This is a genomic window from Burkholderia sp. M6-3 (assembly GCF_050858985.1).
Classification (GTDB): domain Bacteria; phylum Pseudomonadota; class Gammaproteobacteria; order Burkholderiales; family Burkholderiaceae; genus Paraburkholderia; species Paraburkholderia caledonica.
In genome coordinates this window covers 897,965-912,923 of the sequence record NZ_CP110090.1, presented here as the reverse complement: position 1 = coordinate 912,923, position 14,959 = coordinate 897,965, and the positions used below count along the sequence as shown (strand labels likewise).

At 61.9% G+C, this 14,959-nt stretch carries 12 protein-coding genes; 8 read left to right on the top strand and 4 right to left on the bottom strand.

Features of this window, described 5'->3' with window-relative positions:
* Positions 1-22 precede the first annotated feature (22 nt).
* Both OH764_RS03955 and OH764_RS03950 read left to right on the top strand, forming a co-directional pair.
* Complete coding sequence (locus OH764_RS03955; protein ID WP_020065251.1) at positions 23-802, top strand: ABC transporter ATP-binding protein; 780 nt, start codon at positions 23-25, stop codon at positions 800-802.
* Positions 803-1,420: 618 nt separating this feature from the next.
* On the top strand, positions 1,421-2,542 hold the full coding sequence (locus tag OH764_RS03950; protein WP_110402893.1) for a porin: 1,122 nt from the start codon (positions 1,421-1,423) through the stop codon (positions 2,540-2,542).
* 209 nt (positions 2,543-2,751) lie between these two features.
* Here the strand turns inward: OH764_RS03950 and glnK are convergent, their stop codons facing one another.
* Together glnK and OH764_RS03940 are read right to left on the bottom strand one after the other, a co-directional pair.
* Complete coding sequence (gene glnK / locus OH764_RS03945; protein ID WP_006048444.1) at positions 2,752-3,090, bottom strand: P-II family nitrogen regulator; 339 nt, start codon at positions 3,088-3,090, stop codon at positions 2,752-2,754.
* Positions 3,091-3,237: 147 nt separating this feature from the next.
* Positions 3,238-4,959 (bottom strand): glutamine-dependent NAD(+) synthetase, encoded by a 1,722-nt coding sequence (locus OH764_RS03940; RefSeq protein WP_498848092.1) that lies wholly within the window; start codon positions 4,957-4,959, stop codon positions 3,238-3,240.
* Between the two features lie 157 nt (positions 4,960-5,116).
* On the opposite strand from OH764_RS03940, the gene OH764_RS03935 reads away from it, so the two are divergent.
* Both OH764_RS03935 and OH764_RS03930 read left to right on the top strand, forming a co-directional pair.
* Entirely contained in the window at positions 5,117-6,286 is a 1,170-nt protein-coding gene (locus OH764_RS03935) for a GNAT family N-acetyltransferase (protein WP_027775625.1), read from the top strand.
* A gap of 9 nt (positions 6,287-6,295) precedes the next feature.
* Positions 6,296-6,622 (top strand): GIY-YIG nuclease family protein, encoded by a 327-nt coding sequence (locus OH764_RS03930; RefSeq protein ID WP_498848091.1) that lies wholly within the window; start codon positions 6,296-6,298, stop codon positions 6,620-6,622.
* A 12-nt stretch (positions 6,623-6,634) separates the two neighbouring features.
* On the opposite strand, the gene OH764_RS03925 is transcribed toward OH764_RS03930, so the two are convergent.
* Positions 6,635-8,743 (bottom strand): FUSC family protein, encoded by a 2,109-nt coding sequence (locus tag OH764_RS03925; RefSeq protein WP_498848090.1) that lies wholly within the window; start codon positions 8,741-8,743, stop codon positions 6,635-6,637.
* Between the two features lie 321 nt (positions 8,744-9,064).
* Positions 9,065-9,592 (bottom strand): inorganic diphosphatase, encoded by a 528-nt coding sequence (gene ppa / locus OH764_RS03920; protein WP_027775628.1) that lies wholly within the window; start codon positions 9,590-9,592, stop codon positions 9,065-9,067.
* A gap of 277 nt (positions 9,593-9,869) precedes the next feature.
* On the opposite strand from ppa, the gene OH764_RS03915 reads away from it, so the two are divergent.
* From OH764_RS03915 to OH764_RS03900, 4 genes are all read left to right on the top strand, one after another.
* Positions 9,870-11,309 (top strand): aldehyde dehydrogenase family protein, encoded by a 1,440-nt coding sequence (locus OH764_RS03915; protein ID WP_498848089.1) that lies wholly within the window; start codon positions 9,870-9,872, stop codon positions 11,307-11,309.
* A 50-nt stretch (positions 11,310-11,359) separates the two neighbouring features.
* Positions 11,360-12,118 carry an SDR family oxidoreductase gene (locus OH764_RS03910; RefSeq protein WP_027775630.1) on the top strand — a complete coding sequence of 253 codons (759 nt, stop codon included), beginning with the start codon at positions 11,360-11,362 and terminating at the stop codon, positions 12,116-12,118.
* A 193-nt stretch (positions 12,119-12,311) separates the two neighbouring features.
* Positions 12,312-13,631, top strand: coding sequence for an MFS transporter (locus OH764_RS03905; RefSeq protein ID WP_498848088.1), 1,320 nt, complete (start codon positions 12,312-12,314; stop codon positions 13,629-13,631).
* Positions 13,632-14,247: 616 nt separating this feature from the next.
* Positions 14,248-14,925 (top strand): CsgG/HfaB family protein, encoded by a 678-nt coding sequence (locus OH764_RS03900; protein WP_288823684.1) that lies wholly within the window; start codon positions 14,248-14,250, stop codon positions 14,923-14,925.
* Positions 14,926-14,959: the final 34 nt, after the last annotated feature.

Here is a 14,959-nt window from a genome sequence, read left to right as displayed (position 1 = left end):
GTAAGCACGCCCAAGGATTCCGATGAACACAACGAAGCAAAAGCTCTTCGTCGACGAGCTTCACAAACAGTACGGCGATAACGAAGTTCTCAAGGGCGTCACGCTGAAGGCCAATGCCGGCGACGTAATCAGCGTGATCGGCTCGTCCGGTTCGGGCAAGAGCACGATGCTCCGCTGCATCAACTTTCTCGAACAGCCGAACGCCGGGCGCATTTTCGTGGACGGCGAAGAAGTCCGCACGCAGATTGCCAAAAACGGTGCGTTGCGCGTGTCCGACCCGAAGCAGTTGCAGCGCGTGCGCACCAAGCTGTCCATGGTGTTCCAGCACTTCAACCTGTGGTCGCACATGAACGTGCTCGAGAACATCGTCGAAGCGCCCGTCAACGTGCTGGGCCTGAAGCGCAAGGAAGCAGAAGATCGCGCTCGCGAGTATCTGGAGAAGGTCGGTCTCGCGCCGCGCCTGGAGAAGCAGTATCCGTCCCATCTGTCCGGCGGCCAGCAGCAGCGCGTCGCCATCGCGCGCGCTCTGGCGATGCATCCCGACGTGATGCTGTTCGACGAACCGACCTCCGCGCTCGATCCCGAACTGGTCGGCGAAGTCCTCAAGGTCATGCAGACGCTCGCCGAAGAAGGCCGCACGATGATCGTCGTCACGCATGAGATGGCATTCGCGCGCAATGTGTCGAACCACGTGATGTTTCTGCACCAGGGCCGCGTTGAAGAAGAAGGCCATCCCGACGAAGTCTTCCGCAACACTCGCAGCGAGCGCCTCAAGCAGTTTCTTTCCGGAAGTCTCAAATAGCGGACATATCGGAGAACCTGGTATTTGAGACAAAGTCGTGTGTCTCATTTACCGCTTGTAGTGAAAGTAGTTTTACAAGGCGCTTACGAGCGCCTTTTTTGTTTCGGTCAACTGCGTAATCCATGCATTTCGACCGCGAAAAACACCGCCGCAACGCCCTTCCAGCCCCTCGTTTTCGCACTACCTTGCCGTTTTTGAAGCGTCAATAGTGGCAATCCTTAATCTTGCTCCCGCCGATCCGTGATTCCCTTGTCACGCAAGGGATTCAGGTATTTTTCAAGGTGCTTGAAAGCGCCTTTGCGCACATCCGTATTGCAATTTGGAGACACAGGTCAGCGCCGGTACTAATTTCTTCTCCCACACAAGTGTATTTTTGATAAATTAGTAACCAAAGTAGCAAAACAAAGTTGATTAAAAGTAGTTTTACTTCAAAGCACAGAGGAGAACCGGTCGGCGAGGGATCGGCGTGACGACGAGACAGTCCCAAGGCTGCACGTCAGGACAGGAGACCTAATCCGCCCGCTAATCTCCCTGGTACCGATTTCTGTTCGGAGCGCTTGCGTCCGAACACCATTCGCAGTACTGGGTTTCACTTTTTGACAGGGTATGGAGGAGAAGATGAAGAAAGCTTTGCTCGCCGCTGCGCTGATGTCGGCCGGCGTTGTTGCGCATGCCCAAAGCAGCGTGACACTGTATGGTCGCCTGGACGCGGGTATCGAATACATGAGCGGTCTGCCGAACGCCAACTACACCGGCTCCACGTCGCGCTGGCGCGCGGAAAGCGGTGACTGGGGCACGAGCCTCTGGGGCATGAAGGGCGTCGAAGACATCGGCGGCGGCAACAAGGTTCTGTTCCAGTTGGAAGGCTCGTTCAACACCATGACGGGCGCAGGTCCTGGCGGCGGCGGTCTCTTCAATCGTTGGGCAACAGTCGGTCTGTCGAACAATACGTACGGTACGTTCACGATGGGTCGCATGCTCTTCATCTCGAACGGCGTGTGGGACTTCGACCCGTTCGGTCAGTCGAACTGGTCGTCGGCATCGCTGGTGCGTGGCCGCAACTGGCCGCAATCGAGCAACAACCTCGCTTACCAGTCGCCGAAGTTCTACGGTTTTGACATGTACGGTCAGTACGCACTGTCGAACGCAACGAACTGGAACGGTAACGGCACGACGCCGCAAGGCCGTGAAGCAGGTCTGCAGCTGACGTACACGTCGTCGCTGTTCCAGGTTCGCGGTATCTATGACGAAATCCGCAACGCCGCAAACGGTAACTTCACCGACCCGTTCACCGCATCGCGCGAATACACGGCTGCCTTCAACGTGTTCCTCGGTCAGTTCAAGATCCAGGGCGCATACCAGGCAGTCCGTACGTCCGCCGCTGCTAGCGCTGCAGGCACGTCGCCGACGTCGCTCGATCACGAATGGGGTGGTGTGACGTGGCAAGCCACGCCGGCCGCAGCACTGATCGCGGCGGTGTATCACGTCAACGCAAACAAGAACGGCGGCAACGCAACGATCTACACGATCGGCGGTTCGTATAACCTGTCCAAGCGCACGCTGCTGGACATCCAGGTTGCGACCGCGCGTAACAGCAAGACCGCTAACTTCGGTCTCGACGCGAACGCTGCAGGCCCTGGCGGCAACATCACTTCGGGCGGCACGACTACGTACAACGAGAACCCGCTGCCTGGCCACAGCCAGACCGGTGTGTACGCAGGTATTCAACACTCGTTCTAATCGGACGGTGTTTCCCGAAGGCACTGCCTTCGGGGCTTAGAAGTTCTTCAAGAGAATCTTTTTCACGCTGCTGCGAGAGGCGCGTATCGGTGCGATGTCCGAAAGGGTATCGCACCGTTTTTTATTGGCGCACGGCGTTTTGCGATGTTGCGCGGGGGGTGCGTGGTGCTTGTTCAACCGCCGGCGCACCGCTTCGGTGCGCGAGGGCTTTACACTGCCGCTTCGTTTTCTTCGCCGGTACGGATGCGGATCACGCGCTCGACGTCGGCGACGAAAATCTTACCGTCGCCAATCTTGCCGGTGCGGGCTGCGCCGATGATCGCGTCGATCACCTGATCGCACTGATTGTCGGCCACGACCACCTCGATCTTCACTTTCGGCAGGAAGTCGACCACATACTCTGCACCACGATAGAGCTCGGTATGACCTTTCTGGCGGCCGAATCCTTTGACCTCGGTGACGGTCAGGCCCGTGAGGCCGACTTCAGCGAGCGCCTCGCGCACTTCGTCGAGTTTGAACGGTTTGATGACTGCGGTGATGCGCTTCATGGCGAACCTCGTCTCGTGACTGGAAGAGTGAAAGGGAAATGGATGATTTTTATTCTACGCCGCGCCGGATGCGTTGCGGCAGTCCAGCGACGCGCGCCGCTGCGACTCGCCGCCCTTTAGCGCAATTCGGCGCGAGCGCCGCGCCTCTCACTCCACCGGTTCGGTGTAGCGCGACGTGATCGGATAACGCCAGTCGCGACCGAACGCGCGATGCGTGACGCGAATGCCGATCGGCGCCTGTCGGCGTTTATATTCGTTGATCTTGATGAGCCGCGTGACGCGCTTCACGTCTTCGGCCGCGTAACCCGCGGCGATGATTTCCGCGAGCGCGCGGTCCTCTTCCATATACATGCGCATGATCGCATCGAGCACGTCATAGGGCGGCAAGCTGTCTTGGTCGGTCTGGTTCTCGCGCAATTCCGCGGACGGCGCGCGCGTCAGAATCCGCTCGGGTATCACATTCTGCTTGCCGAACGTCGTGGCTTCGTTGCGGTAATGGCACAGGCGATAGACCAGCGTCTTCGCGATGTCCTTGATCACCGCGAAGCCCCCGGCCATGTCGCCGTAAAGCGTGCAATAACCCACCGCCATTTCGCTCTTGTTGCCGGTGGTCAGCACGATCGAGCCGAACTTGTTCGACAGCGCCATCAACAACGTGCCGCGAATACGCGCCTGAATGTTTTCTTCGGTGGCATCTTCCGGCCGGCCCTCGAATTCTTGCGCGAGCGAGCTGCGGAACGCGTCGAACATCGGCGCGATCGCAATTTCGTCGTAGCGCACGCCGACGCGGCGTGCCATTTCCGCGGCGTCAGTGGTCGAAATGTCAGCCGTGTAGCGCGACGGCATCATCACTGCGCGCACGCGCTCGGCGCCGAGTGCGTCGCACGCGACCGCCAGCACCAGCGCCGAATCCACACCGCCCGACAGACCGATGAGCGCGCCCGGAAAGCCGTTCTTGTTGACGTAATCGCGCACACCCATCACGAGCGCCGCATAAACCTGCGCTTCGAGCGAAAGCTCCGGCGCGATGCCACTGTTGCCGCCGTTGGTTTCGCCGCGCACCGGACGGGCCGCTTCGAATTCGACGATTGCGGTCGCTTCCTCGAACTGCGGCATCTTCGCGACCAGCTCGCCCTGCGCGTCGAGCACGAACGAGCCGCCATCGAACACGAGTTCGTCCTGCGCGCCGACCATGTTGACGTAGACCATCGGCAGCCCGGTCTCGCGAATCCGCGCCCGCAGAATGTCGAAGCGCACCGCTTCCTTGTTCAGGTGGAACGGCGAACCGTTCGGAATCAGCAGCACCTGCGCGCCCGCCGCCTTCGCCATTTGCGCGGCCGACGCATGCCACGCGTCTTCGCAGATCACCACGCCGTACCTGACGCCGTCGAGCTCGAACACGAACGGCTGCGCGTCTGATGCGAAATAGCGCTTTTCGTCGAACACCTCGGTGTTGGGCAGATCCTGCTTGCGATAGGTGCCCGCTACCTTGCCGTCGACAAGCAGCGAAGCCGCGTTGAACGTGTCGACAGGCGGCACGCCGCGCTGGATCGGCGCGTTTGCATTACCATGACCCTGGGCCGCGCTGTCGCCCACCTCGCGTAACGGATGGCCGACAATCACGTGCAGGCCGGTGAACGGCTTCAGTTGCGCGGCGAGATCGGCCAATGCGGCAGCGCTCGCGGTATAGAACGCGGGGCGCAGCAGCAGATCTTCAGGCGGATAACCGGACAACGCGAGTTCCGGCGCGACCAGCAGCTTCGCACCGGCGTTGTGCGCGTCACGCGCGGCAGCGACGATTTTCGCGACGTTGCCGGCGAAATCGCCGACGGTGACATTGATTTGAGCGAGAGCGATTCGTGTCTTCATGGCAGGATCGACGGGCAAGCGAAGGGCTTGCGGAGGGCTTTGCAAATAAAGCGGCTTGTTTTGGGCTCGACGGAACGGCCAACTCGGATAAACGAACGACGCAGTGCTTGACGTTGTATAACGCGCGCCGCGTCGCTCATTGGGACAGTCACACAAGTTGAATCAGGAACGCTTTGATTATCGCACGGGCATTCTGGCGTCGCCCTCCGAGGTGGACGCGGCCGAATGGAACGCCCTTCTCGCTCAGCAGCCGCAGCCCACGCCTTTTCTGCGGCACGAGTTTCTAAGCGCGCTGCACGCAACCCGTTGCGCGGTCGCGGACACGGGCTGGGCGCCGCAATTCGTCACGCTGACCGACCCGCTGACCGGCAAGCTCGCGGCGGCCGCGCCGGTTTATCTGAAGGGTCACTCGTATGGCGAGTACGTGTTCGACTGGGCCTGGGCCGACGCGTACAAGCGCAACGGCTTGCCCTACTACCCGAAGCTTCTGTGCGCCGTGCCGTTCACGCCCGTGCAAGGCAATCGGCTGCTGTCCGCCGACGCGCACGCGCTGCGGCATCTCGCGGCCACACTGATGGCATTCGCCGAGCAGGCCGATGTGTCCTCGCTGCACGTGCTGTTTCCGACCGAAGCCGAAGCGGGTGCGCTCGCCGACATGGGCATGATGCAACGCGAAGGCGTGCAGTTTCACTGGCTCAACGACGGCTACCGCGACTTCGACGATTTCCTCTCGACGCTCGAACAGAAGAAGCGCAAGAACATCCGCGCGGAACGCCGCAAAGTACACGAGGCAGGCGTCACGATGCGCAGGATTCGCGGCGAAGACATTCAGGACGCCGACTGGCGCTTCTTCAGCAAGTGCTATCGGCAAACTTATCGCGAGCACTTTTCGACTCCGTATCTGAACCTCGACTTTTTCCGCATGATCGGCGCGTCGATGCCGGAGAATCTGCTGCTCGTGATCGCCGAATATGAAGGCAAGCCGATCGCGAGCTCGCTCGTCGTCTATCAGCGCGACGCGAAAACCGGCGGCACGCTGTATGGCCGTTACTGGGGCGCGCTCGAACACGTGCCGTGCCTGCACTTCGAAACCGCGTACTATCAGCCGCTCGAATTTTGCATCGAAGAAAAGCTCGGCGCATTTGAAGGCGGCGCCCAGGGCGAACACAAGATGGCCCGAGGCTTCTTGCCCACGGTCACGCGCTCGGCGCACTGGCTCGCGCATCCCGCTTTCGCCGATGCCGTCGGCCACTTCCTCGACAATGAGAAGAACAGCATCCACGCGTATGTGGACGAGCTGCGCGAACACAATCCGTTCAAAGGCTGAAGCGCGTCCATGGCGTGGTTTCTTTATCTGCTCGAATGCTCGGACGGCAGCGTCTACACCGGCATCGCAACCGACGTGCAAGCCCGCTTCGACAAACACGTGAGCGGCGCGGGCGCGCGCTACACCCGTTCGCGCAAGCCGGTGCGCGTGCTGGCATCGTTCGAACTGGCCGACCGCTCCAGTGCTTCGCGCGCCGAGTATTGGGTGAAGCGCCTTGCGCCCTCGGAAAAGCGCGTGCTCGCAGCGGGTGGACGGACGCTCGAGTCGGTGGTGCCGGTCGCGGAACCCGATTCAACCAACGCCGAAGAGGCGACCGAGGAAAACGGCGCTGCCTGACGGCGCGGTTGCTCAGCCCCGCGCCTCGCGCATGCGTTCGGTGAGTAAGCGCTGCATCAGCGCAAGCTCACCTACCGCATCGGCTTCGAGCGACGTCAGCCGCTCGCGTGCCGGAAGGTCGTGCCGCAGCGGCAAAATCGTTCGATTCAGCGCGGCCTCGATATCGGCGTTCACAGCCGCGAGCCACATGCGAAGCTCGTCGTGGCTATCCTGCATCTCGCGCCGGTTCGCACTCAGCCTAAGCTGCGTAGCCGTGCCCGCCATCTTGCGTAGCAGACTCAACACCGTCAGCGTTACGGTATCGACTAGCGAGTCTTCCAGTTTTTCAAGGCGAATCCGTGCGATGGCTTCCTCCGCGTTGTTGCTGCCGAGGCCGGCCGCGCGGCGCAAACGCTCCATGTCTTTTTCGCTTCGACGCGGCGATTCGAGCGCCGCGATCAGATACGCGAGATTCGCGCGGACCGCGTCCCTCAGATACGTGCGGTAGTCGCTCTTCTCCCGCGTCGGCCACAGATAAAACGTAGCGAAAAGCGCCAGCACGCAGCCGAGCACATTGTTGCCGAGCCGCGTGAGCGCATATGCGAATTCACTTGCGCCCGGTGTCGCGAAGTCGGCCACGAGCACGAAGGTCGGCGTGAGGAACAGCACGAACAGGCTATAGCTGACGGGGCGCAAAGCCATGGTCGCCATGACGAGCGGAAATACCGCGAGCGAAATGCCGAGCGGCGAATGAATCGCATAGCCGATGCCCGCGGCCAGCACGCCGCCCACGATGCTGCCCGCCGCGCGCTCGATACTGCGCGGCCAGGTCGCCGCGATCGAAGGCTGCAGAATCAGCAGCGTCGCCATCGTCGCCCAATAGCCGAACGGCAAGCCGAGCGCGCGGATCACGAGAAAGCCCGCGGTCGTCGTCACGCCGACGCGCGCAGCGTGACGCAAACCGACGGACTCGAGCGACAGGTTCGCCTTCAGCGTCGCCCAGACGCGCGCAAGCGTTGCAGCGACGCTGTCCGCGAAGCGCGGCGGCGCCGCTTGCACCGGCGTGAAATCGACGAGTTCAAAGTCCGATTTGAGTTTCACCGGCTCCATCAGCGCGTTTTCGAGGCGCCCCGCGAGCCGCCGCACACGGAGTTGTAACTCGGCGAGAAGCTCCCACCGCCCTTCGTTCGCCTGTGCGCCGATGCTGCGAAGCGTCTCGCCCATGCCCGTGAGCAGACGCGCGGCGCGCCTCGCGCGCCGTTCATCGCCGGACATTTTTTCGCACGCACCCGAGACGGCGATCAGGTAGGCGAACAACGCCTCGCCTTCGGTCAGCAACGCGAGCAGCGTGTCGTAGGCCTCACGTGCGCCGGTTCGCGTCGCCGGCACGCTGGCCAGCGCCTTGCGCGAGCGTTCGAGCGCCGCGCGCGCATCCGCGCGGAATTTTGCGGCGTGCGTCGCCCACTCGCGCGGTGTGCTGCGCTGCTGAAGCAGACGCGCGCTGTCGAGCGCGATGTCCGCCAGCCGCACATACACCGTCCGCAGTGAAGCACGGCTCGCGCCGAACGGATGGATGCGCCAGACGGTCAGGCTCAACGCGACCGCGAACAGACAGCCGATCAGATAGACGCCGAGAAATGCAAGCCCTTCGCGCACATCGCGCATGGGCCGATCGACCATCACGACGCAAGCGGTCGCGGCGAGAATCGTCACTTGCGACGTCGCAGCGCCCCAGATGCGTCCGAACGCGCCGAGGCTCGTGAAAATAAGCAACGCGAGCGCGGCAAACGCCGTTCCCTCTGCCGACGCAAAAGCGGTCAGTCCACCGCACAGCGTGGAGAGAAGCGCGAAGCCCATCATCGAGGCGAAGCGGGCGCGGTTCGAACCGGCGGCGTCCGCGAGACACGTCCAGAACGCACCGATCGCAGCCCAGGCGAAAATGGGATCGTGCAACAGATTGCCGAGCGCGAGCATCGCCGTGGACGCGCATGCGGCGCGCAAGCCTTCGGAGAGACTCGCCTCGCTCGCGGAAAACGACACCATCCAGACCGGCCGCTTGCGATAGATCGCCGTCGCGATCGCATACAGCCGATTCGACCATCGGGGCGAAGAAGATGCCAGGTTGGACTTGCGGTTCATCATCCGGACGGTGTGCTCCCAAAGCGGGCTTGTTGCTGGTTTGGTGCGGGCTTGTTGCGGGCTCGCTGCTGCGCGTTCACAGACGTCCCGGCAGTGAGCCGAATCAACCGCGAGCCACAGATAATAAGGGTTTACACCGAGATATAAAAATGGCTTCGGTTCATCGTCGGGATGCACTGCGGCTATACCGGCATTTCGACGCGCGACGTCACAATCCTCACATCGAATAAAAAACCGCGCGGCCCCTTCGGGCTCGCGCGGTTTTTTGAATGAGGCGACTGGATCGGCGAAGCAGTGATTCTTCCGATCAGCGCGTCGAGCCGCTTACTTCTTGTGGTTCGCCACGCCTTCGCTGATTTCCTTGTGCGCGGCTTCGATGCCTGCCCAGCCTTCGACCTTCACCCACTTACCCTTCTCGAGCGCCTTGTATTGCTCGAAGAAGTGCTTGATCTGGTCTTTCAGGTACGCCGGGACGTCGTCGATCGACTTCAGGTCGGCAGTCATCGGGCAGATCTTGTCGTGCGGGACGGCGATCAGCTTTGCGTCCACGCCAGATTCGTCGGTCATTTGCAGCATGCCGAGCGCGCGTGCGCGGACCACCGAGCCTGCCAGCAGCGGGAACGGCGTGATCACCAGCACGTCGACCGGGTCGCCGTCGCCCGACAGCGTTTGCGGAATGAAGCCGTAGTTGGCGGGATAGCGCATGCCGGTGCCGATGAAACGGTCGACGACGAGAAGGCCCAGATCCTTGTCGGCTTCGTATTTCACCGGATCGCTCTGCGCCGGGATTTCGATGATGACGTTGAAATCGTGCGGAAGATCTTTGCCTGCGGGGACGTGATTGAAGCTCATGAGCGCTCTCTGGTCAGGATGGAATTCGGAGCACGGCATGCGGCGCGTGGGCTCGAGGGCATGCATCGGAAAACTTGCCTCGAGTAGGAGCGCAGCGGCCGGACAGTGCGGAATGCGCCATTATAGCCAATCGGCCGATGGCATCCGCCGCCGGATCGGCGCGATAATCGTCTGGCGTCTCTCGATTGTGCCTCTGGTTTGTGAACACCGCGTAACGGCGTCCGCTTCGGCGTGTGGCTGAACGTACGCCGGCTGCGCGACATCTCAAGGAGTCTGCATGGAAGAAGCCCGACACTTCATTGGCGGCGAATGGTCCGCTGCTTCAGGCGGCGAGACGATCGCCGTGCTCGATCCCTCGGACGGCCAGCCGTTCACGCAGCTTGCGCGGGGCACCGCGGCGGATATCGACGCCGCGGTTCATGCCGCGCGCCGCGCGTTCGAAGGCGCATGGGGCGCGGCAAGCGCGGCGGAACGCGGACGCGTGCTGTACCGGCTGTCGATGCTCGTCGCCGCGCGCCAGGAAGAACTGGCGCAACTCGAAGCCCGCGACACCGGCAAGCCGCTCAAACAGGCGCGCGCCGATTCCGCCGCGCTCGTGCGCTACTTCGAGTTTTATGCCGGGGCGGCCGACAAACTGCATGGCGAAACACTGCCCTATCAGGCCGGCTATACGGTGATGACGATCCGCGAGCCGCACGGCGTGACCGGCCACATCGTGCCGTGGAATTATCCAATGCAGATCTTCGGCCGCAGCGTCGGTGCGGCACTTGCCGTGGGCAACGCATGCGTCGTCAAGCCGGCTGAAGACGCGTGTCTTTCAGTGCTGCGCGTCGCCGAACTGGCGGCCGAAGCGGGCCTGCCCGCAGGCGCGCTGAATATCGTCACCGGTTACGGACACGAAGCGGGAGCGGCGCTCGCACGTCATTCGGGCATCGATCACATTTCGTTCACGGGCTCGCCCGAGACCGGCAAGCTCGTCACACAAATGGCCGCCGAAAACCACGTGCCGGTCACGCTCGAACTCGGCGGCAAGTCCCCGCAACTCGTCTTTGCCGATGCGGACCTCGACGCCGCGTTGCCCGTACTCGTGTCGGCGATCGTGCAGAACGCCGGGCAGACGTGTTCGGCGGGCAGCCGCGTGCTGATCGACCGCGCGATTTACGAACCCTTGCTCGACCGGCTGAGCGGCGCGTTCAACGCGCTGCGCGTGGGCCCCTCGCACGCGGATCTCGACTGCGGGCCGCTTATTAACGCGAAGCAGCAACGGCGCGTGTGGGACTTTCTCTCCGACGCGCAACACGACGGCATACCGATGGCCGCCCATGGCGAAGTGATTCCCGAAGCGCCGGAAAGCGGCTTCTATCAGGCGCCCACGCTGTTGCGCGATGTGCCCGCGAGCCACCGTCTCGCGCGCGACGAAGTGTTCGGACCCGTGCTCGCCGCGATGTCCTTCAGCGACGAAGACGAAGCCCTCGCGCTCGCGAACGGCACGCAATATGGGCTGGTCGCGGGCATCTGGACACGCGACGGCGCGCGGCAAATGCGCCTCGCTCGGCGTCTACGCTCGGGCCAGGTGTTCATCAACAACTACGGCGCGGGCGGCGGCGTTGAACTGCCGTTCGGCGGCGTCAAGCATTCGGGCCACGGGCGCGAAAAGGGTTTCGAGGCGCTGTATGGCTTCACGGCGCTAAAGACAATTGCGATCCGGCACGGCTAGTTCGCAGCAGGGCTTATCCATCACCACTCACAACAAACAGCGGAGACACTATGCGGTTGACAGGTAAAACGGCCATCGTCACGGGTGGCGGCTCGGGTTTCGGCGAAGGCATCGCGAAGACCTACGCGCGCGAAGGCGCGAACGTCGTGGTCAACGATCTGAACGGTCCCGCCGCCGAGCGCGTCGCGAGTGAGATTGCGCTGGCCGGTGGCAAGGCCATCGCCGTCGCGGGCAACGTCGCGCAACGCGAGGACTGGCAAAAGCTGCGTGAAGCGGCACTCGAAGACTTCGGCAGCGTGCAGATAGTCGTCAACAACGCGGGCACCACGCATCGCAACAAGCCTGTACTCGAAGTCACCGAAGCCGAGTTCGACCGCGTGTATGCGGTGAACGTCAAAAGCATCTACTGGAGCGTGCAGGAGTTCGTGCCGTATTTCCGCGAGCAAGGCGGCGGCAGCTTCATCAACATTGCGTCGACCGCGGGCGTGCGGCCGCGCCCCGGACTCGTCTGGTACAACGGCAGCAAGGGCGCGGTGATTATCGCGAGCAAATCGCTCGCCGTGGAATTGGGCCCGGACAGAATTCGCGTGAACTGCGTGAATCCTGTGATCGGCGAAACGGCGCTGCTGTCGGAGTTCATGGGCGTCGAAGACACGCCTGAGAACCGTCAGCGCTTTCTCGCCGGCATTCCGCTCGGGCGCTTCTCGACGCCGCAAGATATCGCCAACGCCGCGCTCTATCTGGCTTCGGACGAAGCGGAGTTCATCACCGGCGTGTGTCTTGAAGTGGACGGCGGGCGCTGCGTGTAGAGCTTGCGTTCTAGCTTTGCCGTCGCAGCGCCGCTCATGGCGCTCATAGACACGCCCTGAGCAAGCCGCGTTCACGCGCGGCGCTTGACGGGCTTAGTGTTTTCCCCCGGTATCTAATTGCCGTGCGAGCCGCGCCGCACGGCTAGAATCAATCGACGCGGCACTTCAATTCGACAAGAAAAGAGGAGACACCATGGCTAGTCCCGCAAATCCGCTCCACCATCCCGGCGCGGGCGCGCCGCCTTCCACTTTCGAAGAGGCGACCTATCGCAAGGTCAACTGGCGGCTCGCGCCGCTGCTGATGCTCTGCTACGTGGTCGCGTATCTGGACCGCGTGAACGTCGGCTTCGCCAAGCTGCAAATGACGAGCGACCTCGGCTTGAGCGATGCGGTTTATGGCTTTGGCGCCGGCATTTTCTTCGTCGGCTATTTCTTCTTTGAGATTCCGAGCAATGTGATCTTGCACAAGGTGGGCGCGCGAGTTTGGATCGCGCGGATCATGGTCTCGTGGGGCGTGATCTCCATGCTGACCATGTTCGTCACCACGCCGACCATGTTCTATGTGATGCGCTTTCTGCTCGGCGTCGCCGAAGCCGGCTTCTTTCCCGGCATCATTCTGTATCTCACCTACTGGTATCCGTCGCACCGGCGCGGGCGGATGACGACGTGGTTCATGACGGCTATCGCGCTATCGGGTGTGATCGGCGGGCCGGTGTCGGGCTATATCCTCAAGACGTTCAATGGCATGAACGGCTGGCACGGCTGGCAATGGCTTTTCCTGCTAGAAGGAATACCGTCGGTACTGGTCGGCATATTGGTGTTCGTTGCGCTCGACGACCGCATTGCGAAAGCAAAGTGGCTCACGAAAGAGGAAAAGGAACTGCTCGAGCGCCACGTTTCCGCCGAGGAAGCCACCAAGCACGACATGCCGATCCGTCAGGTGCTGACGAGTGGCCGCGTGCTGATGCTGAGCTTCACCTACTTCTCGTTCGTGATGGGTCTGTACGGCGTGAGCTTCTGGCTGCCGACTATCATCAAGGCGACCGGCGTGACCGATGCGTTCGCGATCGGTCTGCTGTCGGCGGTTCCCTTCGCGGCGGCAGTCGTCGCGATGGTGTTCGTTGCGCGCAGCGCGGACCGTACGCGCGAACGGCGCTGGCATATCGCGTTGCCCGCTTTCGCCGGGGCGATTGGATTGGTGCTGTCGGTCGTGTGGGCGCAGAACACGCTGCTTGCGATGGCTTCTCTCACGCTCGCGACCATGGGCATTCTCACTACGTTGCCATTGTTCTGGAGTTTGCCTACGGCGATTCTCGCCGGAACGGGTGCGGCTGCCGGGATCGCGATGATTAATTCGATTGGTAATCTCGCGGGGTTTCTGAGTCCGTATGCTGTCGGCTGGTTGAAGCAGGCGACTGCCGCTAATGATTCGGGGATGTATATGCTTGCGGCGTTTATGATCGTTGGCGGGTTGCTGGCTATCAGTGTGCCGGCGAAGATGGTTAATCGGTGAGTTGAAGCGTTGTGTGTGGTGGGGCCCCGGTGGCTGTGTGCTGCTGGGGCTTTTTGTTTTTTGGGGATAGTGGGGTGGCGTCGCAGGAGGAGCGACATTGGAGCGGATTGGTTCTTCGTCAGCAATGTGGCGGATTGCCGACGTTGCCGGCATCTAGCATAGGAACGGCAACTTCCTGGATCATCGAACTCAGGCTCACGCCCTTTTGATCGCATCCAATAAAACTAAAAAGCGCGTCGATAAAATGCGTCGCGCATTAAATCGCAACTTTCCTAAAGTTTCCGGTAAACCCGCCGATAGATTCGTGTGGAAACTTGAGTACAAGTTTAGAAAACACGTTACGCCAATAAGAACCGGGGAGCTTCGACGCGCACGCTCGCGTGCCCGAAGCGAGAAACTTGCAACGCCGATGGAATAACCACGCGTGCAGCGACGCACTGCACCTTTCACGTTCGCCGTATCCACATACGCGCGGCTCGGACGACTCGCGCCTTGCGCGAGCGCACCGCCGCCGCGCAGCGACACATCTCGCTGCTCCCCATTCTCTTGCCGCTTTCGCTCGTGCGCCCCGCGCGCACGCTGACTGATGTTCCCGTTCCAACACCAAGGAGAATCGATGGAAGTGTCAAAAACTTGTGGCGTCGTCCTCGCCGCCGCCGCGATTGCGGCACTAGGCGGCTGTGCGACAGAGTCGTCGCGTTCACTCCCGGTTGCGCCGGTGGCCAGCGCGCAGCGCCCGCCCGTCGGCAAGGCCGTGCAAATCTCGGTCGGGAAGTTCGACAACCGCTCGAGCTATATGCGTGGCATTTTCTCCGACGGCGTCGATCGTCTCGGTAGTCAGGCCAAGACCATTCTGATCACTTCGCTGCAACAGAGCGGCCGTTTCAACGTGCTTGACCGCGACAACCTCGACGAAATCCGCCAGGAAGCCGGCTTCACCAAGAAGGCGCAGGCGATCAAGGGCGCGAATTTCGTCATCACCGGCGACGTCACCGAATTCGGCCGCAAGGAAGTCGGCGATCACCAACTGTTCGGCATTCTTGGCAGCGGTAAGAACCAGATCGCATACGCGAAGGTCAGCATCAACGTCGTCGATACCACGACTTCGGAAGTCGTCGCCTCGGCGCAAGGCGCGGGCGAGTACAGCCTCTCCAATCGCCAGATCATCGGATTTGGCGGCACCGCGAGCTACGACTCGACGCTCAACGGCAAAGTCCTCGACCTCGCGATCCAGGAAGCCGTCAACCATCTGGCCGAACAGGTCGACGCGGGCGCATTGCGCACCGCTCGCTGAGCGCGCGCCGTCCACATTTCTTGCTCGATAAAAC